Origin of the sequence: Deinococcus terrestris (assembly GCF_009377345.1) — a bacterium.
GTDB lineage: Bacteria > Deinococcota > Deinococci > Deinococcales > Deinococcaceae > Deinococcus > Deinococcus terrestris.
In genome coordinates, this window is sequence record NZ_WBSL01000001.1 from 181,136 (window position 1) to 203,244 (window position 22,109).

Here is a 22,109-nt window from a genome sequence, read left to right on the forward strand (position 1 = left end):
TCGCCCGTGGCCGCTGACCGTGCATGAGCGCCCGTATACTCGCGTTCATGATTGATCCCGTCAGCTCGGCGCTGCTGGAGCCAGGGGAGGTCGAGCACCTCGCCCGCCTCGCGCGGCTGCACCTCACCCCCGAGGAGCAGGACACCTTGCGCGGCGACCTCGGCCGCATCCTGGAATACTTCAGGCAGCTCCGCACCGTGGACACCGCCGGGGCAGAGGAGATGCAGCGCCCCGTCACCCTCGTCAACGTCCTGCGCGACGACGTGCCTGGCGAGGTCTTCGCGCAGGACATCGTGGCCGCCCTCGCCCCCGAGATGGAGGGCGGCTTCGTCCGCGTCCCGCGTACAGTGGAGACCGACTGATGCTCGACCTCAAATTCATCCGCGAGAACCCCGAAGCTGTTCGCCACGCCATTCAGGTTAAGGGCGTGACTCTCGATCTGGAGGAATTGCTACGGCTCGACCGGGAGCTGGTGGCGATGAAGCAGCGCGTCGAGGCCCTGCAAACCGAGCGCAACGCGAACGCCAAGCTCGTCCCTAAGGCGTCCCCCGACGAGCGCCCCCAACTTATCCAGAAGGGCAAGGACCTCGGGGAGGAGTTGAAGGCGCTGGAACCCGAACTGCGCGGCGCCGAGGAGCGGCTGCGCGGGCTGCTGCTGCGGGTGCCCAACCTCCCGCACCCCAGCGTGCCAGTCGGCAAGGACGACTCGGCGAACGTCGAACTGCGCCGCGAGGGACAGGTGCCCGAGTTCGCCTTCGTCCCCCTCGACCACGTCGAGTTGCTGGAGCGCCAGGGCTGGAGCGACCCCGAGCGGGTGGCGCGGGTGTCGGGCAGCCGCTCGTACCTTCTCAAGGGCGACGCGGTGATGCTGGAGATGGCGGTGCTGATGTTCGCGATGGACTTCCTGCGCGGGCGCGGCCTGACGCCCCTCTCGACCACCGCGCTGGTGCGCCCCGAGACGTTCGTGGGCTCAGGCCACTTTCCCGGCGGCGAGGATCAGGTGTACAAGGTCGAGGGCGACGAGCTGATGCTGGCCGGAACCGCCGAGGTGCCCGTGAACAGCCTGTACGCGGGCGAGCAGCTCTCGGCCGAGCAACTTCCCATCGCCTATGCCGCCATCAGCGCCGCCTTCCGCTCGGAGGCGGGGTCGGCGGGGCGCGACGTGCGCGGCCTCATTCGCGTCCACGAGTTCCGTAAGGTCGAGCAGTACGTGCTGACGCGGGCCGACGAGGAGGAGGCGCTGGGCTGGTTCGCCCGCATTCTGGAGAACGCCGAGGCGCTGCTGCGGGCGCTGGAACTGCCCTACCGGGTCGTGCAGAACTGCACGGGCGACATGGGCGCGGGCAAGGTCCTGATGTACGACCTCGAAACCTGGGTGCCCAGCGAGGAGAAGTACCGCGAGACGCACTCCTGCTCCTACCTGGGCGACTGGCAGGCCCGCCGCACCGGCCTGCGCTACCGCGACGAGTCGGGGCGGCTGGTCTATGCCCACACGCTGAACAACACCGGGATCGCCTCGCCGCGCATCCTGGTGCCGCTGCTCGAAAACCACCAGCAGGCCGACGGCACCATTCGCGTGCCCGCCGCGCTGCGCCCTTACCTCGGCGGGCGCGAGGTGCTGGGGGTCCCCGTGCGGGAGGCCGCGACAGCGTAGGCGGGAGGAGGAGCGAGCCGAGGCTTTCCGCAGAGGAGGCCCCGGCTTTCGGCTACGATGGACGGGTCCCGCTTCGGGACGGGGCGCATGACAACCGGGGAACAGCGAGGGGGAACAACGAGACGGAGCGTGGAAGCGCCCGGACCGTAACTCCGGGCGCTTCGGAAAGGGGGTGGTCGCTTTGCCTAACCAGCAAAAGCGTACCAGAAAACCCCGCCGGTCACCACTGAAGCCTGCTGAGTTCGCCGCGATTCTCGTGGCGTTCGGCACGGCCCTCAGTGGGCTGGCGGCCCTGATTCAAGCCCTGAGATAAGCCCTCTCGCCCCCCGGTCGCGCCTTTCTTGTGATTTGCGGCGTCAGGTCAGGTGGCCTGGCCCTTTTTTGTGTAGCTTGCCAGAGCATGAAAGGGCGTGTGCGGTCGGCGCTGGTTGTCGGGGCGTTGCTGAGTGGGGGCGTACTCGCGGGCGGTGCGGATGCCCCGATCTCCTGGCTGGGCCAGCGGGTAGACGTGGCGCAAACGGCGTTTTGCCGGGCAAACGAGTGCAGGCTGGAGCGGCAGTTCACGCCGATGGGGTGGCCGCAAGGAGTGGGATACGCTTATCGGTTGCCGCGTGGATGGACCCTAGAGGCTCACGTCCAGCCGGGCGGCTGGGTCAGCAATGTTTTTCTGCTGAAGTACGGGGCGCGAGTGGGCACCTCGCTGGACTTGCGTGAGCGTCGGCTGGCCGCCGAGTTCCTGAAGCTGGCGACCGGGCGGCGCTTTACCCCGCAGGCGGTGGCGAGCTGCATTACGGCCGGGCTGGCTGCGCAGAGGCGCGATCCAGACGTGTACGGCCCCGACCAGCCCCTGAGCCGGTGGACCACTCCGGCAGGCTTGCCCTACAAGGCGCGTTGCGGTGTGGTGGGAGCCGGGCCACTCGGCGTCTGGGCCGGATGGAGGCAGCAGTAGGCCGCCCTCACTCCCACCCGTTACCCTGACCCGCATGGACATTCCGCGTGAGCTGCTCGAAGAGACGCAGGCCCGCTATATCCGCCGTGACCCCGAGCGGGCACAGACCCTGGAGCGGCTGAGCGTGGGCGGCCCGATCAAGGCCGACACGGAACCGCGGGTCGAGGCCCGCTTGGCCCGCCTGGGCGTGCCCCTGCCCGAGGCGCGGGCGGTGGCAGAAGGGCAGGCCGACGGGCTGGCGGTCGCCGCGCGGCTCCCCGAGGACACGCGGCTGCCGCTGGAGCGGGTGCTGGGGGCGAACAACCTCGTCGGCGTGGCTTACCTCGACCTCGCGCGGTCGGCGTCGCGGGCGGTGGGGCGCGTCGTGCTGCGCGACAGCCGGGGGCGGACGCGGGGCTACGGCACGGGCTGGCTGTGCGGCCCCGGTGCCCTGCTCACCAACAACCATGTGCTGGAGGACGCGGCCTCGGCCCGAACCGCCGTCATCGAGTTCGACTACGAGCTGCGATCCGACGGCACCCTGCGCGACCGGGTGACGCTGAACCTCGACCCCGACACGCTCTTTCTGACCTCGGAGGCACTGGACTACTCGCTCGTCGCGGTGGGTGGCGACACGTCGGCCTTCGGGTGGCTGCCCCTGTTCGGCAGCGTGGGGAAGGTACTGGTGGGCGAGGCGCTGAGCATCATTCAGCACCCCTCCGGCGAACCCAAGCAGATCGCCCTGCGTGAAAACCGCCTCGTGGACCTGCTGCCCGACTTCCTGCACTATGAGACGGACACCGCGCCGGGGTCGAGCGGCAGCCCCGTCTTCAACGACGCCTGGGAGGTCGTGGCCCTGCACCACAGCGGCGTGCCGCGCAAGGATGCCCAGGGCCGGACCCTGCGGCGCGACGGCCAGCCCGTGCAGCCCGGCGACCCGGACACGCTGATCGACTGGATCGCCAACGAGGGCGTGCGGATCAGCCGCATCGTGGAGGACCTGCGGGCACGGGCAGAGGGCGCCGCCAGTCCCCTGCTCGCGGGCGTGCTCTCGGCGCAGCGGCCCTCGGTGGCGACCGAACGGCAGAGCGCCGGGGACGCGCCCGTCTTCGACCTCGGTCGCGTGACGGTGGGGGCGGATGGGGTGGCGACCGTGCCCGTCACCCTGCGGCTGCGCGTCGGCGGTGGGGAGGAGAGTGGCCCGGCGCCCACTCCCTCCCGCCCCTACCTCGACCCGGCGGATGTGGAGAAGGCGGCGGCGTACTACGCGGGTCTGCCGAAGGGCGGCACTCCCCAGGCCCGCTTTCAGGCCCTCTCCGACCTCGTGACGCGCACCCACACGCGCACGGTGGGCTACGACCCCGCCGACGAACTCTACCCCTGGGTGGACCTCTGGCCGGACGGGAAGTTGCGCAGCCTCTACTCGGCCCGCGAGCACGCGCCCGAGGAGTTCATCGCCGCCGACCGCGCCACCCAGGAGCGCCGCCTGGTTCTGGCTGCCCGCGAAGGGCTGGACGCGGAGGCGCTGGAGGCCGCGCTGCCCTACAACTGCGAGCATGTAGTGCCGCAGTCGTGGTTCGGCAAGCGCCAGCCCATGCGCGGGGACCTGCACCACCTCTTCGCGTGCGAGCCGGACTGTAATTCCTTCCGGGGCAATACCCCTTACTTCGACTTTCCAGATTACGGCGAGGCCCTGAGAAGCGACTGCGGGCGACGCGAGCCCGGCGAGTTCGAGCCCGCGCACGGGAAGGGGGCGGCGGCCCGCGCGACCCTCTATTTCCTGCTGCGCTACCCCGGCGTGGTGCGCCAGTATTCGGAGCGGCACCTGGCAACCCTGCTGGGCTGGCACGCGGCCGACCCGCCCGGCGACTGGGAGCGCCACCGCAACGCGGCCATCTTCGAGAAGCAGGGCAACCGCAACCCCCTGATCGACCACCCGGAGTGGGCGGAGGAAGTGGCCTGGAGCGAGGGGCTGGGGCGCTGAGGGGACGCCGACCCGCTACCCTACCCCCATGACCCGTCCCCCCACCTCCAGCCGCACCGATAAGGGCGTGCGCGGTTTCGACCTCGACCTGCACGTCGCTTTTGCCCAGGCTCTGCCGCGCGAGCAGGCGCTCGCGGTGCTCGCCGCCGCCGAGGGCTTTACGGTGGACCTCTATGCCCGGCACGACCAGCCCGGCGCTCCGGTGCCGTCGGCCCGCCTGACCGGTCCCCTGCGCGACCCCGACGCCTTGCGGACGGTGCTGGCCGCCTGGCTGCACGGCGAGGCCCGCACCGTGGAGGTCGGCCTGCACGGCTACCTGCGTTCGTCTACCGGGCAGACCGAGTGGGTGCCCTGGCGGCGTAACGTGGTACTGCCCCGCACCGAGGTGGCGCGGGTGCTGTTTGAGGAAGGCGTGAAGTACGTGCTGGAGTGAGGGCGTCCGGCCGCCGTCAGGCACTCAGCGGCAGCACCAGCGCCCGCGCCTTCACGGTGCCGTCAGACTCCTGTTGCAGCACGAAGACGTTTAGCCTCACGTCGGGCCGCAGCAGGTAGGGCAGCAGGGTGGTGTCGAGCGTCCGCAGCGCCCGCACGCCGTGGGCCTCGGCCTCGGCCGGGGGCAGGCCGTGCAAGACCAGCACCGCCCGATCTCCGCTCCGGCTGCGCCACAGGTCGGCGCTTCCCAGGCGGTCGACGCCGTGGTGGTCGCGGTACTCGAAGGGGTGGGCCTGCCGGACAAGCTGCATTGTGGAATCACGCTCCAGGAAAAAGGGGAGAGAAGTCGCCCGCCGCATGGGGCCACGCGGTGGGGGGCGGATGGCCGGGGCAGGCCACGACGCTGGGGTACCCCCCCAGGGTACCGGCGGACGTGGGGGCGGGCGAGTGGCCTTTGTCCCGTGGCCTGACCGGGCCGCAGTCTGGCTCACGGTCGGGCGGGAGGGCGGGACGGCACAATGGCGCGGTGACCCCACCCCATTCCGCGACGGGCGGCGTGCCGGAGATGCTGCGCGAGTACCAGGGCTATGTCCTGGCCCACCGCCTGCGCCGGGCGGTCGGGGGGCGGGTGGCCCCGGCCGGAGAGGTGCTCACGCTAGCGGGCTACGCGGCGCGGCGCATTGAGCGGCAGGACCTCGCCCGGCGGCTGGTGCGTGGTGAGCTGCCGCCGGGGGGGATGGGCAAACTCGACGCGCTGTCCGGCGAGCTGATGTTCGGCTTCTGGCTCAATCCGGCGGAGGTGGCCGCCTTTCTGCGGGCGGCGCTGCGGCAGGGCGGACATCCGGCGCTGGGTGATCCCCACGCCTTTGCCGACCTGCTCAGCCCGGAGGAGCGCGAGCGGCTGGGCGAGACGGGCGTGCGGCTGGTGTGCGCCCACCACCTGAGCTGCCTGACCCTGGCCGCCCCCATGCTCGACCCCGACGCGCTCGCGGGCGTCTGGGCACGGGTGGAGGCGACCACGCCGCCCCTGTTCGTGGACGAACTCGCCCGGTTGGGGCAGGCCGGATGACGCGGAGGACCGGGTGACGGGGCTGGGCGACCTGCTGCGGACGCTGCTGCCCCGCCCCTGCCCCGGCTGCGAGGCCCAACTGGGCCGCGAGCGCGGGCTGTGCCGGGCCTGCCGCGCCGCGCTGACGCCGCGTGTGGAGACACATTCGCCCCTCTCGTCCCGGCCCACGCCCCACCTCGTCACCCTGGGGCCGTACCGGGGCGTCACCCGCCGGGGCGTGCGGGCGCTCAAGTTCGGCGGAGCGCGGGACCTCGCGGGGGCGCTGGGGGAGAGGTTGGCGGCGGGCGTGCCGCCGGAGTGGGGAGTGCGGGCGGTCGTTCCCGTCCCACTCCATTCCTCCCGCGAGCGCGAACGCGGCTTCAATCAGGCCGAGTTGCTGGGGCAGGCAGTCGCCGCCGAACTGGGGGTGCCCTGCGTTCCGGCGCTGCGCCGCACCCGTGCCACCGCCCAGCAGGCCCGGCTGCACGCGGCCGAGCGCGGGGCCAACCTCGCCGGAGCGTTCCGGGCCGACATGCGGCGGCTGCCCACTGGTCCGGTCCTCCTGCTCGACGACGTGCTCACCACCGGGGCTACCCTGATCGCCTGCCGCGACGCCTTGCACGCGGCGGGCGCGGGGCCGGTCTACTTCGCGGCCGTTGCCCGCTGATCCGGATTTCGGTGGAGCAGCGGCGCCATACCCGCGGCACCCGAGCGAGCAGGCAAAGCATGGCGTTCAGCAGGGAGGCGCCGGGGTCCGCAGCGGGGAGTGGGCAGAGGCCACCCGCGCCCCCTAGCCGTCCCGGCGCTCGGCCCCCGAGCGCACGAGCACCACCACGGCCAGGCCGATAAGTGCCCCGAGCACTGTTTCGGCCGCGCGGGCGGTGAGCAGTGCCGCCGGGTCCCCCGGTTGGGTGAGCTGGGTCATGAGCAGGGCCAGCGGCGTGACAAACAGCAGGGACACGCTGTAGTTGCGGGTGACGAACACCTCGGCCAGGAATTGCAGCACCACGATCAGCCCGACCAGCAGCCAGGGACTCGGCGGAAGCGCCAGCACCACCGCCGCCACCCCGACGCCGCCCAGCGTGCCCACGATGCGGTGCAGGCCCCGCTGCACCCGGCCCCGGTGGTCCTGCGCGGAAATCGGCGCCACGGCCGCCACCATCGCCCACGCGCTGTGCCCGAAGGGGGAGAGTAGGCCCGCCGCGCCACCCAGTCCTGCTGCCAGAACGTGCCGCAGGCTGTGCCAGCTCAGTCCGGCCTCGTCCAGCGGGCTGGGGGACGGCGGCTGGAGTTCGTCGGGGCGGACCCGCTCGGAGAGCAGCGCCCCCAGCACGCCCAGCCCCAGGCAGAACACAGCGGTGGCGGCGGCCACGCCGAGCGCCTCCCCGAAGGGAGCGGGGCGCGACAGGCCCGCGATGCTGGTCACGGCGAACACGAAAAACAGCGACCCCGCCGGGCGCAACCCCAGCGCGGCGGCAAGGACCGCCCCCACCCCCGACACCAGGGCACCCGCCAGCGTCACCCCCCAGGGACCGGTGCCCGTCTGGGCCAGCCAGATCCCCAGGGCCTCGCAGGCCAGCAGCAGCGCCGCGCTCGTGCTCTGGTGCCGCAGCCGCGTGCCCAGCGGTTCGTGCCGGGCATAGATGCCCGTAAAGGCCGCAAAGGACGCGTAGATGCTCAGGTCCAGCCGTCCCCACCACAGCAGGGTCAGCAGCGGCACCGCCACTCCCAGGGCGATGCGCCCGGCAGGCAGGTGGTCGCGCTGGGCCGGACCCAGCCTCAGCAGTTCACGGATCATGGGTCGCGCACCTCCGGAAGCCCGGTGGCCCCCTGTTTCACCAGGCAACAACGGGACAGTGTACGGCCCCGGGGCGCGTCTCGGGCCGGTCCTCACCCGCCTCCCGCTCCCAGCCCTCACCGTGGGGCATGACCCGCAACACCGATCCGAAGGACCACCGCACCTCCAGCGAGGGCAACGGCCAGGGCAAGCGCAACCCCGGCGGCAACAAGCCCAGCGCCGACGACGAGAGCGGCGGCGGCAAGACAAACAAGAAGGATTCCTGATGCTCCCCACGGGCGCGGCGCTCACCTTGGCCCCTTACGCTGACGGCATGAAGCGTGCCTTGCTCCTTGCCCTCGCCGTCAGTCTGCCCGGTGCGGCGGCGGCCCAAACCCTTACGGCCCAGCCCCTCACCGTCCTTGACGACAAGCGCCTGCCCTTTACCCTGCAACTGCCTAAAAACTGGTACGGCTTCAAGGCTGAAGACGGTGCCCAGGGTGTCAGCGTGGTGTCGGCGCAAAAGCCACCCGCCACCCTGATGCGCTTCCTATTTCTGAACAAGGGCGGCAAGAACGCCGACCTCGGCACCGAATTCCGCAACTTCGAGGCGGGCGTGAAGGGGTCGGGCGGAAGCCTCCGCCTCATCGGCGGCAAGAACAGCACCTACGGCGGGGTGCGCGGTGCCGAGCGCGTTTACGCCCTGGGGCACAGCGGCGGTGAGTTGCGGATGCGGGTGTGGTTCGGCAACGGCGCGAAGAACCTCTATTCCTTCCAGGTCACGGACAGCGCCTCCCGCTTCGCGAAGAGTGACGCCCTCTTCAAGCGGGTGCTGGGCACCGTGCGCTTCCGGTGACCGGGGTGCGCCGCCTGCTGGCGTGTCTGGGCTTGGCGCTGCTGGGCATGGCCGGGGCGGGCAACCGCCTGGATGTGGAGCGGGTCGCCTTTTCCCCCGACGGCACCCGCGCCCTCGTCGTGGAGGCCGGGAGTCTGGACGGCAGCGGCTTCGGAACGGCCCGGCTGTGGGTGCTCAGCACGACCACGGGGGCGGTGCTGCGCCGCGTCCAGGCCCAGGCGGACTCGCCCGACCCCGCCCCGGTCGTGGCCCGGCTGCTGCGGCAGGAGGCCGGAGTGCTGCGGCTGCACGCCCTGAATCCCGCGCGGGTGGCCCGGCCCGTCTATGCCCGGACCTTCCCGGTGATGGCCCCGGTCTGGACCGAGGGGGTGGGGGCGGGGACGGCCCTGATTCGGCCCATTCGGCTCTGGAGCGTCCCGGTTCCCGTCAGCCTCAGCGTGCGCCCGGTGGGATCGAGCTGCCGCTGGGGAGAGATGTTGCCGACCGGGGAAGGGCCTGCCGGATTCACCCTGACCGTGCGCGATCAGGTCATCCACAGTGACCGCACGTTGCCGCCGGGGCGCGAGTGCGCCGCCCGCTACGCCCTCGACCGGGCTTACGTGCAGGGCAACCGCGCCGTGTTCATCGTGCGGGCCTACACACCGGGCTTCGAGGGGCCGAATGCGGACGTGGTGCCGGTGGCGGCGCGGCTGCGGTAGGGGCAGGGAGAGAGGGGGCGCGGAGTGTCTTCTCCCGCGCCCCCTCTCCCTTACACCTGTCCCGCCACCCGTTGCATGATCGCCCGCACCGCGTCCAGTTCGTCCTTGTTGATGGAGTGGCCCAGGCCCGGATACACCCGGTCGTCCACCGCCGCTCCCCGCGAGCGCAGGTGTGCGGCGCTTTCCTGAAAGCGCGAGAGGGGGATGTGGGCGTCGTCGGGTGCCACGCCCATAAAGACCGGGGTGCCTGACAGGTCGCCGGACTGGTCGAGCGTGATCAGGCCGCCGCTGAGGGCCACCACGCCGCCCAGGGGTCGCCCGGAGCGGCTGGCGTATTCCAGCGCGAGGCACGCCCCCTGCGAGAAGCCGCCCAGCACCACGTTCTGCGGCGGGATGCCCTGCGCCTCCAGCTCGGTCAGCACCGCGTCCACCGTCGCCAGCGCCCGGTCGAGGTGGGGCTGGTTCTTCTCCACCGGGGCCAGGAAGGACAGCGGATACCACGTGTTCCCCGGCGCCTGCGGGGCGAGGTACGCGAAGGCGCTCAGGTTCAGCTCGTCCGCGAGGCTCAGGATGTCCGGGGCCGTTCCCCCCCGCCCGTGCAGCAGCACCGCCGCCACCCGCGCTTCCCCAAGGGGCCGCCCGGCGGTGTGCACCTCGATGCCGGATTCTCCCGACTCCGTGACGGGCGCGGCGGCGCTCAGGTCGCGAGAGCCCAGCGTATTTCCGTACTCGCGGTTCACGATCTTCGGGACGTGGGCCTCAATGGTCGCGCGGCGGTCCTCGTACCAGGCGGGGAGCTTGAGGTGCTTGCCGAGTTCCTCCACCGCCTCGTCGTCGGGGAATCCGGGCGCGTCGGTGGCGATCTCGAACAGCACGCCGTTCGGCTCGCGGAAGTAGATGGAGTGGAAATACTGGCGGTCCTGCACGGGCGTGGGGCGGTAGCCCACCTCGGTCAGCCCTGTCAGGTACGCCTCCTGCTCAGCGTCGTCGCGAGTCCGCAGGGCGACGTGGTGAATGCTGCCCGCGCCGAAGGTGCCGCGCGGCTTTCCGGGCCGCTCCACCACGTCCACGTAGAGGCCCACGCCGTCGCCGCTGCCCCGGAAGCGGGTGCGCGTGCCCTCGGGGTCGGCCTCGCTTCCGGCCTCCGTGAAGCCCAGGTGCCCCACCAGCAACTCGCGCACCGCGCCCGTGTCACGCACCCACGCGGTCACCGAGTGGAAGCCGCGCAGCTCGTGTTCGGCGGGGACCGGGCTGGCGGGCCAGGGTTCGACGGGCTGGCCGTCCTCGAACACCAGTTCGACCCAGGTGCCGTCGGGGTCTTCGACCGTCAGGACGGGCTGCCCGAAGCGTTCGGAGCGGGTCGGCGCGAAGCCCTGCTCGCGCAAGCGGGCCTCCCAGTAGCCGTCGCTCCCGCGCGGGGCGCTGTAGGCGGTCGCCACCACCTCGCCGTTGCCGCGCACGCCCTTTTTCGCGCCCGGCCAGGGAAAGTGGGTCATGATCGTGCCCGGCTGCCCGGTCAGGTCGCCGTAGTAGAAGTGGTAGGTGCCGGGGTCGTCGAAATTGACCGTCACCTTGACCAGCCGCTGCCCCAGCGTCTGCGAGTAGAAGTCGATGTTGCGCTGCGGGTCGGAGGCCATCACCGTGACGTGGTGCAGACCCTGCACGGGGGTGGTGCCTGGAATGGGAGAGAACGTCGTCATGCCCCAGTATAGTTCAATGTTGAACGATTTTGGGTGGTGCGAGCCAGATTGAGGCCGGGAGAGGATCAGCGCCGGGCCGTCGGCGTCAGTTCGGCCGCCTCGCCCATCAGCGACCGTCCCAGCTTGCGGGAGAGAGCCGCAAGTTGGCCGAGTTCGTCGGGGGTCAGCCCGGCGAAGACCTCGCGTATGCTGCGGACGTGTCCCGGCAGCACCCGCGTGATCAGGGCCTCACCCTCCCCGGTCAGGAAGACGTTGGTCACCCGGCGGTCGTGGGCATCGCGCTCGCGCCGCACCAGCCCATCGCGCTCGAGGTTGTCGATCACCAGCGTGAGGTTGCCGCTCGAGCGCAGAATCTTTTCGGCAAGCTGGCGCTGGCTCAGCGGCCCGAGGTGGTACAGGGCTTCGAGAACCCCGAACTGGCTCACCGTCAGCCCGTGCTCCGCGAGGTGCCGGTGAGCCGTCGCCTCGGCCGCGTGCGCGGCCCGCCACAGCTTGATGTAGGCGTCGAGCGCGGCGCGGTCTTCGGGGGTTCCGGCATAACGGGTGGGCATCTCCCCGCCATGGTCGGGCATGGGGGCGCCGGGGGCAAGGGGAGGTGCCCCCGGCGCCCAGCCCACCGTCAGGAGGGCTCGCCCGCCGCGCGGCGCTCCTCGGTCGCCAGCCGCACGCACGCCGCGAGGCCCTGCATCGCCACCCGGACCTCCTCCAGCGGGGGGCGCGTCGGCGCGAGGCGCAGGTTGCGCCCGGTGGGGTCCTGCCCGCCCGGATAGGTCGCCCCGGCGGGCGTGAGGCTGACCCCGGCCGCGTCCGCCAGCTCGACCACCCGCGCCGCGACGGGCTCGGCGGTATCCAGGCTGATGAAGTACCCCCCGCGCGGCATCCGCCACGTCGCGTACTCGCCCCCGCTGCCCAGCTCGGCCCGCAGCACCTCGTCCACGGCGCGGAACTTGGGCGCGATCAGGCGGGCGTGGGCCTGCATTAGCCCTTCCAGCCCACCGGGGTAGCCCTCCAGAAACCGGACGTGCCGCGCCTGCTCGACCTTGTTGGGGCCGATGCTCTGGGCGTTGAGGTAGCCCGACAGCCACTTCACGTTGTCCTCACTGCTGCCCACGAAGCCCAGCCCCGCGCTGGCGAAGGTGATCTTGGACGTGGAGGCGAAGACGAAGGCGCGGTCGGGGTGCCCGGCGTCCCGCGCCAGCGTGATCAGATTGACCGGCTCGTCGCGCTCGGTATCGGAGAGGTGGTGCGCCCGGTAAGCGTCGTCCGCGAAGACCGTGAAATCGGGAGCCGCTGCCCGCACCGCCATCAGCCGCCGCGCCTTGTCCGCGCTGATGCTCTCGCCGCCGGGGTTGGAGTAGGTCGGCACGAACAGCACGCCCTTGACCGAGGGGTCCCCCGCCGCCAGCCGCTCGATGGCTTCCACGTCGGGGCCGTCGGGCTGCATGTCCACCGGGAGCATTTCGAACCCCAGCGTTTCGAGGAGCTGGAAGTGACGGTCGTAGCCGGGCACCGTCACGATCATCTTGGGACGCTCGTGAATCCAGCCCCCCTCAGAGCCGCGCAGCCCGTGCAGCAGCGCAAAGGTCAGCACCAGCCCCTGGAGTTCCAGGCTGGAGTTGTTCCACACGACCAGGTTCTCGGCCTTGAGGTCGAGGTACCCGGCGAACAGCGCCCGCGCCGAGGGCAGGCCGGTGGCCCCGCCGGGGTAGTTCCGCAGGTCGAGGCCATCCATCTTCACGTCCTCCTCGCCCAGCGCGGTGAGCAGGCCGTTGGAGAGGTCGAAGTCGGCGTCGGAGGGCTGGCCGCGCTGCATGTTGAGCTTCAGGCCCCGTGCCCGGAAGGCGTCATAGGCGGCGCGGGCCTGCTCCAATGCCGGGGAGGTGGCGTGCTTGGTCATGCCCCCACGTTACCCGCGCGGGGCCGGGGAGGGGAGGGGGTTGGTTAGGAGGCCAGTCCCGCGTAAGCCTGCCTGAGCTGTTCGGCCAGTGCCTCGCTGTCCTCCGGCGCCAGAGGTAGCACCGGGGCGGGGACGGCGTAATGGGCCGGGTAATCCGGGTCCGTGAAGGTTTGCCCCGCGAACTCTCTCGGTCCGCTGTAGCGCGGAATGACGTGCAGGTGAATGTGGCGGTCCTGGTTTTGCAGGAAGGCGTAATTGAAATGTGCGGGCGCGAACACAGTTCCCAGCGCCCCGGTCGCCCGCCTCATCACGGAATACAGTTCATCCCACTCCTCCGGGTGCAGGTCAGGCACGGCCTCGGCGTGACGGCGCAGCACCAGCATCAGCTTGCCCAGCAAGTTCTGGTTGCGGTTCAGCACGACCGTCCAGTGCTCCGCTTGAGCGATGACCGGGCCGAGCGTGGGCGAGCAGAGGAGGCAGGGGGTCGTCATGCCGCACGTTACCGGCAGGGGAGCAGGCTTACACTGCCCCATGAATCTCCGTTCCTCCCTGCGTCTGATGCTGGCCGCCCTGCTCGGCGGCTTCGCGTTCCTGCTGGGCTGGACGGCCTTCCCAATCATTGAGAAGGGCGCGTCTTGGCGGCCCTTTATCGCGGTCGCGGGAGGGGTCGTCGTGCTGGCGCTGATGCTGGGTTGGCTGGTCGCGCGGGGCTGAGCCGGGCGCACGCCTTCAATGATTTGCCCTATCCTGCGGCGGCTCTCCACGTTGGGGAGCGTTGCCCCCGCCCTCTTTTTCCGGCTGTGCCCAACAGGAGACTTCCAATGCAGTACGTCGTATCCCGCCCCCGCGTGGGCGTTTTTATCGATACCCAGAACCTCTACCACTCGGCCCGCGACCTGCTGGAGCGCACCGTCAACTTCGAGACGATCCTGCGCGAGGCCGTCGCCGGGCGCGAACTCGTCCACGCGATCTCGTACACGGTCGAGCGCGAGGGCGAGGCGACCGCGCGGCCCTTCATCTACAAGCTCTCGGCGCTGGGGTACAAGGTGCGGCGCATGAACCTGACCCTGCACCACGTCGCGCAGGACGGCCGCGCGATCTACGAGGGCAACTGGGACATGGGCATCGTGGCCGACATGGTGCGGCTGATGGACCACCTCGACGTGGTGGTGTTGGGCAGTGGCGACGGCGACTTCACCGACATCGTGGAGGTCTTGCAGGAGCGCGGCAAGCGGGTCGAGGTGATCGCTTTCCGCGAGCACACCGCCCAGAAGCTGATCGACGCCGCCGACCGCTTCACGCATCTGCCCGACCTCGACGGGGCGCTGATGCCTGCCCGCCAGAAGAACGGAGCCAAGCCCAGCAGTGACGAGGCCTGACCCCGACGCCGTTCTGGCCCGGCTGCACTTCGAGTTGCCCGAGTCGCGCATTGCCCAGACCGGGGCCGAACCGCGAGACTCCTCACGGTTGATGGCGGTCGGGGAGGGAATCGAGCACCACGTTTTCCGCGAGCTGCCTGACCTCTTGCGGCCCGGCGACCTCCTCGTCTTCAACGAGAGCCGGGTGATTCCCGCCCGTGTGATGGCCCGCAAGCCCGTGGTGAATGGCCTGGGCGGCGGCCAGATTGAAGTCCTGCTGCTGCGCGAGGAGGAGGCGAACGTCTGGTCCGCCTACCTCAAGCCCGCCAAACGCGCCGGGAACGAACTCTGGCTGGGCGAGCACAAGGCCGAGGTTGTCGGCGTGCTGGAGGACGGCGCCCGGCTGCTGCGGTTCGAGCATGACATCAAGCCCCATCTGGACGAGATCGGGCGGTTACCCCTGCCCCCCTACATCGCGGCGGGCGATTCGGACGAGACGTGGCGCGAGCGCTACCAAACGGTCTACGCCCGCGAGCCGGGCAGCGTGGCGGCGCCCACGGCGGGCCTGCACTTCACGCCGGAGTTGCTGGAGCGGCTGGAGGCGCGGGGCATTGAGCGCGTGGCCGTCACCCTGCATGTCGGGGCAGGCACCTTCAAGCCGATTACCGGGCCGGTGGCTGAACATGTCATGCACGCCGAGCGCTACACCCTCGGGCAGGCGACGGCGGAGGCCATCAACCGGGCCAAAGCGGAGGGCCGCCGGGTGGTCGCCGTGGGCACCACCACCGTCCGCGCCTTGGAAAGCAGCGCCCAGGAGGACGGCGCTGTGCGCCCCGGCGAGGGGGACACCCGCATCTTCATCACGCCGGGGACGCGGGTGCGGGTGCCCGACCTGCTCGTCACCAACCTGCACTTGCCCGGCTCCACGCTGCTGCTGCTCGTGGCCGCCTTTGCCGGAGAGGAACGCATCCGGGCGGCCTATGACGTGGCGCTCGCGGAGGGCTACCGCTTCTACTCGCTGGGGGACGCGATGCTGCTGGAGAATCAGGGCTAGCCGCCTCCGTCCAGGCTCCGAATCAGCGTGACCGTCGCTGCCTCCCGGACAAATCCCAGCCGCCCGTTGATGGCGAGCATGGGGCGATTGCCGGTGTGGTTGCTGGTGCGCGAGTGGGTGTAACCCCGCGCGAGGGCCGCCCGCGCCGCCGCCAGCTTGAGGGCCAGCCCCAGCCCATGCCCGCGCCACGCGGGAAGCACCCCGGTCAGGCCGTTGTGCAGGGTGCCGGGCCGGGCGGGGAGGGGCTGGGCCAGTTGGCTGGTGCCGACCCACTCGCCATCTGGGGCGACGGCCACGAACAGGCCCTCACGCTCAATGCCATTCCCAATCCGCCGCTGCCACACCTCGAAGGGCCAGGGTTCAATGGGTCGGGCGCTGGGCACGTCCGCCAGCAGGGCAATGGTGAGGTCGTAATACCGCCGCTGCTGCGCCTCATCCCAGGGGCCGAGGTCGGTCAGGGGGAGGAGTCGGAACCCGGCTTCCCGCACCCTTGCCTCCTCATCCGCAAAGGCCGCGAAGTCCAGCGCCCGCAGGTCGAGGGTCGAGGGCCACATCCGGTCGTGTTCCTGCCAGCCGTGCGCGAGCAGGAAGGGGAGGTCGGGGGTGTCCTCCTTCACGCGGGTGACGGCTACCTCAGCGCCCGCCGCCGTGACGGTCGCCAGCCCTTCCGCCCACAGCGCCTCCCGCACCGCGTCGTCGGGTCGCAGGGTGTGGATGACGAGTTGCAGCCAGCCCTCGAAGCTGTCCATGCGGGGCAACTCGGTTTCCAGGGCGCCCACGATCTCCCCGCCTTCCCACGCGAGGCGCCGGGTGTGGTGCTCGCCGGGAGCGCGGGCGGCGTCGAGGCGGTGCAGATCGGCGGCGGAGATGGGCGTATCGGGGGTCGCGGCGGTGACAGCGGCGGCGAAGGCTTCCGCATCGGCGGGCTGGAAGGTGAGGTGGGTGGGCGGGGCGGCACGTTCCATAGGACAGGACAGCATAGGTGCCGGGCGTCCGCGCATCCGCCGTTTGGCGCAGGGCCGGGTCGGCCAGCCTCTCTATACTTGCCCCCATGACGCAAGCGCCCCCCGCGCCCGTTCAGAGCGACAACCCGCTGCTGAACGTCGGCTTCCGTATTCCCTTCGACCAGATCCGCCCCGAGCACGCCGAACCTGCCGTGGACACCCTGCTCGCGCAGACGCGGGAGCGCCTGGACACGCTGGCGCGGGCAGGCGAGCGCGACTACGCCGACTTCATGGTCGACCTCGACACGCTGACCGAGCAGCTCGACACCGTGCGCGTGATCGTCGGGCACCTCGACAGCGTGGTGACCAGCCCCGAGTGGCAGGCCGCCAAGCGGGCGATTCTGCCCAAGGTGACCGAGTTCTACACCAATCTCAGCCTCCATCCAGGGCTGTGGACGGCGCTGAAGGGCTTCGCGGAAACGGACGCCGGGCGTGGCCTCGACCCCGTGCGGGCGCGGCACCTCAAGCTCACGCTGGACGAGTTCCGCCGCCAGGGGGCCGATCTGCCCGACGCGGAGAAGGCCCGGCTGCTGGAGGTCAATACCCGGCTGGCGCAGATTACCAATGACTTTTCCAAGAACGTGCTGGACGCGACCGCCGCTTTCGACCTCTATGTGCCCATCGAGCGGCTGGCCGGAGTGCCCGAGCGCGTGAAGGAGGCGACCCGCCTCGACGCCGAGAAGCACGGCCAGGAAGGCCACCGCCTGACCCTGCACCTGCCCACCCTGGAACCCATCCTGACCTACGCCGACGACCGCGAACTGCGGCGCGAGCTGTGGCTGGCGCAGAACTCGGTCGGCACGCAGGAGGGCCGCGACAACCGCCCCCTCGTTGGCGAGATTCTGCGGCTGCGGCGCGAACAGGCCCGGCTGCTGGGCTTCCGCGACTTTGCCGACTATGTGCTCGAAGACCGCATGGCGGGCGGCGGCGAACGCGCCCTGACCTTCGAGCGCGACATGGAAGCCCGTGTGCGCCCCTTCTACGAGCGCGAGAACGCCGAGCTGGAGGCCTTCTACCGCGAGCAGGTGGGAAGTGACGCCCCGGCCCTGGAAGCCTGGGACGTGGGCTACTGGGCCGAAAAGCAGCGGCAGGCCAAGTACGCCTTCGACGAGGAGGCGCTGCGGCCCTACTTCGCCATGGACAGCGTGCTGTCGGGCCTGTTCGAAATCTGCCGCCGCGTCTTCGGCATCACGGTGACCGAGGCCGAGGCTCCCGGCTGGCACCCCGAGGTGCGCTACTACGACATCCGCGACGAGGGGGGCACGCACCTCGCCTCCTTCTACACCGACTGGTTCCCCCGTGACACCAAGCGGGCGGGCGCGTGGATGAATGCCTTCCTGACCGGCGGCCCCCGCGAGGACGGCGTCGAGCCGCACCTCGGCCTGATGTGCGGCAACATGACCGCGCCCAGCGGCGATACGCCCGCGCTGCTCTCGGTGCGCGAGGTCGAGACGGTCTTCCACGAGTTCGGCCACCTGCTGCACCACGCGATGTCGAACGTGGAGGTTCGCTCGCTCAGCGGCACCCGCGTCGCCTGGGACTTCGTGGAGCTGCCCTCGCAGATCATGGAGAACTGGGTGCTGGAGCGCGAGGCGCTGGACCTCTTTGCTCGCCACTACCAGACCGGCGAGCGGCTGCCCGACGAGCTGTTCGAGAAGCTGGTCGCCGCCCGCAACTACCGCGCCGCGAACGCCACCATGCGCCAGCTCTCCTTCGGCACGGTGGACCTCGAACTGCACGTCACCTTCGATGCCGACGCGCCGGGCGCCGACCCGGTCACCTTTGCCCGTGACATCATGGCCCGCTTCTACCCCTACGCGCTGCCGGAGGATTACGCCCGCATCGCGCAGTTCGGGCACCTGTTTTCCAGCCCGGTGGGGTACGGGGCGGGGTACTACTCGTACAAGTGGGCGGAAGTGCTCGATGCCGACGCCTTTTCCCGTTTCGCGCAGGAGGGCATCTTCAACCGGGAGACGGGGCGCTCGTACGTGGACACGATTCTGAGCAAGGGCAACAGCAAGGACGCGGCCGAGCTGTACCGGGATTTCATGGGGCGGGACCCGGATGCGGAGGCGCTGCTGCGGCGGAGTGGGTTGGTCGAGGCTTAAACGTCGTTGTTGGCTTTGGGCCTCTGCCTTCGGGTGGGGGTCTTTTTTGTTGGCAGGGGGTCTTGATCCGTCTTGCCCCCACCCCCCAGCCCCCTACCCCCGAGGGGGCAGGGGGAGCGGCGCTGCGCTGGGCAAAGGTCGTCCCCCCATCGTCGGCTCCGCTTGCCCCGCCCCCGTTCCCCCCTCCACGCCATCCTTCCGCCCAATTGGAAGGCCTCGGCGCTGACGCGCCGAACGGCTCGTCTGCCTGGAAAGTGGACTCGTTGGGTGGGGACGCTTCGGGCGGCAGACACAGGGAAAAGAGGGCTTTAGCGAGAACGGCGATTGACCCCTCGCTCCTCGCAGGTGACTCATAGAGCCGCGAAGCAACGGGGTGACTTGCAAAGCTGCGAAGCAGACTGGCACAGCTCCGCAGGAGAGGGGGCGTGCGACCATCCCCATCTCCCTTCCCCCGCCCCCTTTTCCCTCCCATGCCCTACCATCTCCCCGTGACCCTGGACTGGCGCGAACACGCCTCCGCGCGGCGGGCGCGGCCTCCGCAGGTGCGCGGCGCGGTGGCGCGGCCCCGGCTGCTCTCGCTGCTGAACTCGGCGCGGGTGCTGAGTGTGGTGGCTCCCGCCGGGTACGGCAAGACGACGGCGCTGGCGGCGCACCTGCCCGAGCTGGGGCGCTCGGCGTGGCTCACGCTGGACGTGGACGACGCCGACCCGCAGGTGTTCGTGGCGGGGCTGGCGGTGGCGGTCGCCGGGCTGCCGGGCGGCGAGGAACCGGGGGCGCTGCTGGACGCGGGCGCCACCCCCCGCCGGGTGGCCGCGCGGGTGGCGGACGTGCTGGACGCGGCCGGAGCGCTGCTCGTGCTGGACGAGGCCGGGCACCTCGCCGGGCCGCTGGCGGGGGACGTGCTGCGCGAACTGCTGGGGGGGCGGGTGGCGCTGCTCTCGCGGCTGCCGCTGGAGCATCCGGCCCTGACCCGGCTGGAGGCGGAGGGCGACTTGCGCCGCCTCAGCGCCCCCGACCTCGCCTTTACCCGGCAGGAACTGGGAGCGCTGCTCGCCGCGCAGGGGGTGACGGCGAGCGCGGAGGAGGTGCGGCTGGCGCATACCGTCACCGAAGGGTGGCCCATCGCGGCCCGCTTTCTGGCGCAGGCGGCGGCGCAGGGGCGGGTGCCCCTCTCGGCGCTGGCAGAACTGGACGGCGGCGAGGCGCAACTGGCGACCCTCTTCACCTATCTCGCGCAGGAGGTGCTGGGGCCGCTGGACCCCTCGCTGCGGACGCTGCTGACGCGGGGCAGCGTCTTCGAGGAACTCTCGCCGGGCCTGCTGGAAGCCGTGCTGGACGTGCGCGAGGCCGCCACCCTGCTGGGGGCGCTGGAGCGTGGCGGCACCTTCCTGACCCGCACGGGCGAGACGTACCGGGCGCACCCCCTGCTCCGGGCGCACCTGCGCGGGCTGCTCTCGCCGGGCGAGGCGCGGGAGGTCGCGGCGCGGGGGGCCGAGTACTTCGAGCGCACCGGGCGGCCCCGGCGGGCGCTGGCGGCGCACCTCCAGGCTGGGAATGCGGCGCGGGCCGCTGAACTGCTCGCCCACTTCGGCGGGCACTGGCTGGAACAGGGGCGGGTCACGCTGGTGGGCCGCAGCCTGGCGCGGCTGCCGGGGGAGGCGTGGACGCCCGCCCTGCACGCCCTGAGCGGCGACGCCCGGCGGCTCTCCTCGCGCTATGCCGAGGCGCTGGCCGCCTATGCGCAGGCGGATCCCCTCGCGCGGGCACTGGGAGAGGCGCAGGTGGCGCTGGACACCGTGCAGCCCGAGCACGCCTGGGGAGCGCTGGACACGGCGGCGGCCCTGGCCCCCGATCAGGACACCCAGGCCCGAATTGCCCGGATGCGGGCCGAGAACCACCTCAACGCGGGCGACCTCGCGCGGGCGCTGGAGCTGGCTCCGGCCCTGGCCCACGGTGCCCGCTACGCCCTGCGCTCCGGCGACCTCGCGCGGGCACTGGACCTCGCGCTGGAGGCCGCGCGGGGCGAGGCGGGCGGGGCGCGGGCCGCGCAGAACCACCGCGAGGGGCTGCTCCTCGCCGCCTTCCTGCACGCCGCGCTGGGGGAGCCGGAGGAGGCGGCCCGCCGCGCCCGCGAGGGCCTGGCCGAGGGCGAGCGGCTGGAAAGCCGTTTCGTGCAGTCGCTCGCGCAGGCGCGGCTGGGGCATGCGGAGGCCATCGCCGGACGGGAGGACGCGGCGCGGGCGGCGTACACGGCAGCCCTGGCCCTGGCGCAGGACGTGGTGCCCCGCTTGCAGGTCGAACCCCGCCTCGGCCTCGCCTACCTGGAAGGCCGCGCCGGGAACGCGGCCGAGGCCGGGGCGCACGAGGCAGCGGCCCTCGCCAGCGTCGGCGGGGACCGCTACGTGGCGGGGCTGACCCGGCTGGTGGCGGCCCTGGGCCGGTGGCAGGGGGGAGACGCGGCGGGAGCACGGCCCGGTCTGGAGGCGGCCCACGCCACCTTCGCGGCCTGCGGCGACCGCTTCGGGTCGGGGGCGGCGGCGCTCGCCCTGTACGCGGCGACCGGGGAGGGCGCGGAGGCGGCGGCGGGCGCGGTCGCCCACTTCCCCTTCCTGCTCGCGCGGCGTTCGCTGGTGTCCCCGGTCCCCACGCGGGCGGGACGGGCGGCGGTGCTGGCGCGGCTGGGGGCGGCGGTCCCGGAGCGGCAGGCCGAGTTGCGGCCCGTGGCGCGGGCGCTGGGCTACCCCGACCTGCCCCGCCCCGACGCGCTGCCCGGCGTGGATGTAAGGGTGCAGGTTCTGGGCCGCGTGGCCGTCACCCGCGACGGTGGTGCTGCCCGCGAGTGGGGCCGCGCCCGCGCCCGCGACCTGCTCACGCTGCTGGCGGTGTCGCCGGGCGGCTTGCCCCGCGAGGCCGCGCAGGAGGCCCTCTTTCCCGACGCCGACCCGCAGGTGGGCGAGCGCAACTTCCGGGTGACCCTGCACGCGCTGGGGCAGGTGCTGGAGGAGGGGGTGGCGAGTGGCACCTTCCTGGAGCGCGGCGACTGGCTGCGGCTTCTTCCTGGCCCCGACCTGACGGTGGACCTGCACGGGGCGTGGGCCTGGCTGGACGCCTCCCCCGGCACGCCCGGCCGCGCCCTGGCGCTGCTCGCCCTGCCCGGTGGGGTGGCAGGCAGCGACCTCGACGCGGTGCAGGCCGAGGCCGAACGCTACGCCGCCCGCCTCCCCGAGGCCCTGGGCGAGGAAGCCGAGGCCGCGCTGCGGGCCGGAAGTCCCGACCTCGCCGCGAGGCTGGCCGAACGTGCCCTGACCCTGGACCCCGCCTTTGAACCCGCCGCCCGTGCGCTGATGCGGGCCTGGCACGCCCGCGCCCACCCCGCCGCCGCCGCCCGCACCTACGCGGCCCTGCGGACGGCGCTGGCCGAGTTGGGCCTGACTCCCCTCCCCGAGACGGCCGCGCTGCACCGGGCGCTGACCGGGCAGGACCCCTGATACGAATTTCGACCGGGGAGCGCGAGCAAGGAAAACGGGTGCCAGGAAAGGAGGGACCGAACCGGCGCCATCCCGATTCGGTCACGGATGGGACGGCAACCGTATGTGCGCCTGGCGGGGTCG

At 71.7% G+C, this 22,109-nt stretch carries 22 protein-coding genes; 15 read left to right on the forward strand and 7 right to left on the reverse strand.

Annotated features, from left to right (window positions below):
• The first annotated feature begins 47 nt into the window (after positions 1 to 47).
• The 5 genes from gatC (at position 48) to F8S09_RS00960 (ending at position 4,999) form a co-directional block, all read left to right on the forward strand.
• Complete coding sequence (gene gatC / locus F8S09_RS00940; RefSeq protein ID WP_407643646.1) at positions 48 to 362, forward strand: Asp-tRNA(Asn)/Glu-tRNA(Gln) amidotransferase subunit GatC; 315 nt, start codon at positions 48 to 50, stop codon at positions 360 to 362.
• Positions 362 to 1,654, forward strand: a complete 1,293-nt coding sequence (serS, locus tag F8S09_RS00945; protein WP_152868167.1) for a serine--tRNA ligase — start codon at positions 362 to 364, stop codon at positions 1,652 to 1,654. The genes gatC and serS overlap by 1 nt, the downstream gene beginning before the upstream one ends.
• A gap of 400 nt (positions 1,655 to 2,054) precedes the next feature.
• The gene (locus F8S09_RS00950; RefSeq protein ID WP_152868170.1) at positions 2,055 to 2,603 is read left to right on the forward strand and encodes a hypothetical protein; all 549 of its coding nucleotides are present in this window, start codon (positions 2,055 to 2,057) and stop codon (positions 2,601 to 2,603) included.
• 34 nt (positions 2,604 to 2,637) lie between these two features.
• Entirely contained in the window at positions 2,638 to 4,566 is a 1,929-nt protein-coding gene (locus F8S09_RS00955) for an endonuclease (RefSeq protein WP_152868172.1), read from the forward strand.
• A gap of 28 nt (positions 4,567 to 4,594) precedes the next feature.
• Positions 4,595 to 4,999, forward strand: coding sequence for a hypothetical protein (locus F8S09_RS00960; protein WP_152868173.1), 405 nt, complete (start codon positions 4,595 to 4,597; stop codon positions 4,997 to 4,999).
• 16 nt (positions 5,000 to 5,015) lie between these two features.
• On the opposite strand, the gene F8S09_RS00965 is transcribed toward F8S09_RS00960, so the two are convergent.
• Entirely contained in the window at positions 5,016 to 5,309 is a 294-nt protein-coding gene (locus F8S09_RS00965; RefSeq protein WP_152868175.1) for a hypothetical protein, read from the reverse strand.
• Positions 5,310 to 5,524: 215 nt separating this feature from the next.
• Here F8S09_RS00965 and F8S09_RS00970 point away from each other — a divergent pair, with 215 nt between their 5' ends.
• A complete protein-coding gene (locus F8S09_RS00970; protein WP_322618399.1) occupies positions 5,525 to 6,067 on the forward strand; it encodes a hypothetical protein in 543 nt (180 codons plus the stop codon).
• A 22-nt stretch (positions 6,068 to 6,089) separates the two neighbouring features.
• A complete protein-coding gene (locus F8S09_RS00975; RefSeq protein WP_152869843.1) occupies positions 6,090 to 6,713 on the forward strand; it encodes a ComF family protein in 624 nt (207 codons plus the stop codon).
• A gap of 123 nt (positions 6,714 to 6,836) precedes the next feature.
• Here the strand turns inward: F8S09_RS00975 and F8S09_RS00980 are convergent, their stop codons facing one another.
• Positions 6,837 to 7,844 carry an FUSC family protein gene (locus F8S09_RS00980; RefSeq protein ID WP_152868177.1) on the reverse strand — a complete coding sequence of 336 codons (1,008 nt, stop codon included), beginning with the start codon at positions 7,842 to 7,844 and terminating at the stop codon, positions 6,837 to 6,839.
• Positions 7,845 to 7,972: 128 nt separating this feature from the next.
• Here F8S09_RS00980 and F8S09_RS17540 point away from each other — a divergent pair, with 128 nt between their 5' ends.
• The 3 genes from F8S09_RS17540 to F8S09_RS00990 are packed head-to-tail and all read left to right on the forward strand — an operon-like array spanning position 7,973 to position 9,377.
• Positions 7,973 to 8,110, forward strand: a complete 138-nt coding sequence (locus tag F8S09_RS17540) for a hypothetical protein (RefSeq protein ID WP_194165181.1) — start codon at positions 7,973 to 7,975, stop codon at positions 8,108 to 8,110.
• Positions 8,111 to 8,157: 47 nt separating this feature from the next.
• A complete protein-coding gene (locus tag F8S09_RS00985) occupies positions 8,158 to 8,679 on the forward strand; it encodes a hypothetical protein (protein ID WP_152868179.1) in 522 nt (173 codons plus the stop codon).
• Between the two features lie 5 nt (positions 8,680 to 8,684).
• A complete protein-coding gene (locus tag F8S09_RS00990) occupies positions 8,685 to 9,377 on the forward strand; it encodes a DUF2259 domain-containing protein (RefSeq protein ID WP_322618400.1) in 693 nt (230 codons plus the stop codon).
• 50 nt (positions 9,378 to 9,427) lie between these two features.
• On the opposite strand, the gene F8S09_RS00995 is transcribed toward F8S09_RS00990, so the two are convergent.
• From F8S09_RS00995 to F8S09_RS01010, 4 genes are all read right to left on the reverse strand, one after another.
• Complete coding sequence (locus F8S09_RS00995) at positions 9,428 to 11,077, reverse strand: VOC family protein (RefSeq protein ID WP_152868181.1); 1,650 nt, start codon at positions 11,075 to 11,077, stop codon at positions 9,428 to 9,430.
• Positions 11,078 to 11,142: 65 nt separating this feature from the next.
• Positions 11,143 to 11,628, reverse strand: coding sequence for a MarR family winged helix-turn-helix transcriptional regulator (locus F8S09_RS01000; protein WP_152868182.1), 486 nt, complete (start codon positions 11,626 to 11,628; stop codon positions 11,143 to 11,145).
• 68 nt (positions 11,629 to 11,696) lie between these two features.
• Positions 11,697 to 12,974 (reverse strand): PLP-dependent aminotransferase family protein, encoded by a 1,278-nt coding sequence (locus tag F8S09_RS01005; protein ID WP_152868184.1) that lies wholly within the window; start codon positions 12,972 to 12,974, stop codon positions 11,697 to 11,699.
• Between the two features lie 44 nt (positions 12,975 to 13,018).
• On the reverse strand, positions 13,019 to 13,465 hold the full coding sequence (locus F8S09_RS01010; protein WP_152868186.1) for an HIT family protein: 447 nt from the start codon (positions 13,463 to 13,465) through the stop codon (positions 13,019 to 13,021).
• 40 nt (positions 13,466 to 13,505) lie between these two features.
• Here F8S09_RS01010 and F8S09_RS01015 point away from each other — a divergent pair, with 40 nt between their 5' ends.
• The 3 genes from F8S09_RS01015 to queA all read left to right on the forward strand — a co-directional run bounded on the left by F8S09_RS01015 (position 13,506) and on the right by queA (position 15,386).
• On the forward strand, positions 13,506 to 13,688 hold the full coding sequence (locus F8S09_RS01015) for a hypothetical protein (protein WP_152868188.1): 183 nt from the start codon (positions 13,506 to 13,508) through the stop codon (positions 13,686 to 13,688).
• A gap of 107 nt (positions 13,689 to 13,795) precedes the next feature.
• A complete protein-coding gene (locus tag F8S09_RS01020) occupies positions 13,796 to 14,353 on the forward strand; it encodes a LabA-like NYN domain-containing protein (RefSeq protein ID WP_152868190.1) in 558 nt (185 codons plus the stop codon).
• Positions 14,340 to 15,386: a tRNA preQ1(34) S-adenosylmethionine ribosyltransferase-isomerase QueA gene (queA, locus tag F8S09_RS01025; RefSeq protein ID WP_322618401.1), complete on the forward strand. Its 1,047-nt coding sequence runs from the start codon at positions 14,340 to 14,342 to the stop codon at positions 15,384 to 15,386. Before F8S09_RS01020 ends, queA begins: the two co-directional genes overlap by 14 nt.
• On the opposite strand, the gene F8S09_RS01030 is transcribed toward queA, so the two are convergent.
• Entirely contained in the window at positions 15,383 to 16,351 is a 969-nt protein-coding gene (locus F8S09_RS01030; RefSeq protein WP_227978422.1) for a GNAT family N-acetyltransferase, read from the reverse strand. The two genes, queA and F8S09_RS01030, sit on opposite strands and share 4 nt — an antisense overlap.
• A gap of 86 nt (positions 16,352 to 16,437) precedes the next feature.
• Here F8S09_RS01030 and F8S09_RS01035 point away from each other — a divergent pair, with 86 nt between their 5' ends.
• Both F8S09_RS01035 and F8S09_RS01040 read left to right on the forward strand, forming a co-directional pair.
• Positions 16,438 to 18,498 carry a M3 family metallopeptidase gene (locus F8S09_RS01035; RefSeq protein ID WP_152868194.1) on the forward strand — a complete coding sequence of 687 codons (2,061 nt, stop codon included), beginning with the start codon at positions 16,438 to 16,440 and terminating at the stop codon, positions 18,496 to 18,498.
• Between the two features lie 488 nt (positions 18,499 to 18,986).
• Positions 18,987 to 21,986 carry a BTAD domain-containing putative transcriptional regulator gene (locus tag F8S09_RS01040; protein ID WP_322618402.1) on the forward strand — a complete coding sequence of 1,000 codons (3,000 nt, stop codon included), beginning with the start codon at positions 18,987 to 18,989 and terminating at the stop codon, positions 21,984 to 21,986.
• Positions 21,987 to 22,109 lie beyond the last annotated feature (123 nt).

Excerpts from the sequence above, each read along its gene's own strand:
- gatC (WP_407643646.1), top strand. The coding sequence starts at position 48 with ATGATTGATCCCGTCAGCTCGGCGCTGCTGGAGCCAGGGGAGGTCGAG.
- serS (WP_152868167.1), top strand. The coding sequence starts at position 362 with ATGCTCGACCTCAAATTCATCCGCGAGAACCCCGAAGCTGTTCGCCAC.
- F8S09_RS00950 (WP_152868170.1), top strand. The coding sequence starts at position 2,055 with ATGAAAGGGCGTGTGCGGTCGGCGCTGGTTGTCGGGGCGTTGCTGAGT.
- F8S09_RS00955 (WP_152868172.1), top strand. The coding sequence starts at position 2,638 with ATGGACATTCCGCGTGAGCTGCTCGAAGAGACGCAGGCCCGCTATATC.
- F8S09_RS00960 (WP_152868173.1), top strand. The coding sequence starts at position 4,595 with ATGACCCGTCCCCCCACCTCCAGCCGCACCGATAAGGGCGTGCGCGGT.
- F8S09_RS00965 (WP_152868175.1), bottom strand. The coding sequence starts at position 5,309 with ATGCAGCTTGTCCGGCAGGCCCACCCCTTCGAGTACCGCGACCACCAC.
- F8S09_RS00980 (WP_152868177.1), bottom strand. The coding sequence starts at position 7,844 with ATGATCCGTGAACTGCTGAGGCTGGGTCCGGCCCAGCGCGACCACCTG.
- F8S09_RS17540 (WP_194165181.1), top strand. The coding sequence starts at position 7,973 with ATGACCCGCAACACCGATCCGAAGGACCACCGCACCTCCAGCGAGGGC.
- F8S09_RS00985 (WP_152868179.1), top strand. The coding sequence starts at position 8,158 with ATGAAGCGTGCCTTGCTCCTTGCCCTCGCCGTCAGTCTGCCCGGTGCG.
- F8S09_RS00995 (WP_152868181.1), bottom strand. The coding sequence starts at position 11,077 with ATGACGACGTTCTCTCCCATTCCAGGCACCACCCCCGTGCAGGGTCTG.
- F8S09_RS01000 (WP_152868182.1), bottom strand. The coding sequence starts at position 11,628 with ATGCCCACCCGTTATGCCGGAACCCCCGAAGACCGCGCCGCGCTCGAC.
- F8S09_RS01005 (WP_152868184.1), bottom strand. The coding sequence starts at position 12,974 with ATGACCAAGCACGCCACCTCCCCGGCATTGGAGCAGGCCCGCGCCGCC.
- F8S09_RS01010 (WP_152868186.1), bottom strand. The coding sequence starts at position 13,465 with ATGACGACCCCCTGCCTCCTCTGCTCGCCCACGCTCGGCCCGGTCATC.
- F8S09_RS01015 (WP_152868188.1), top strand. The coding sequence starts at position 13,506 with ATGAATCTCCGTTCCTCCCTGCGTCTGATGCTGGCCGCCCTGCTCGGC.
- F8S09_RS01020 (WP_152868190.1), top strand. The coding sequence starts at position 13,796 with ATGCAGTACGTCGTATCCCGCCCCCGCGTGGGCGTTTTTATCGATACC.
- F8S09_RS01030 (WP_227978422.1), bottom strand. The coding sequence starts at position 16,351 with ATGGAACGTGCCGCCCCGCCCACCCACCTCACCTTCCAGCCCGCCGAT.
- F8S09_RS01035 (WP_152868194.1), top strand. The coding sequence starts at position 16,438 with ATGACGCAAGCGCCCCCCGCGCCCGTTCAGAGCGACAACCCGCTGCTG.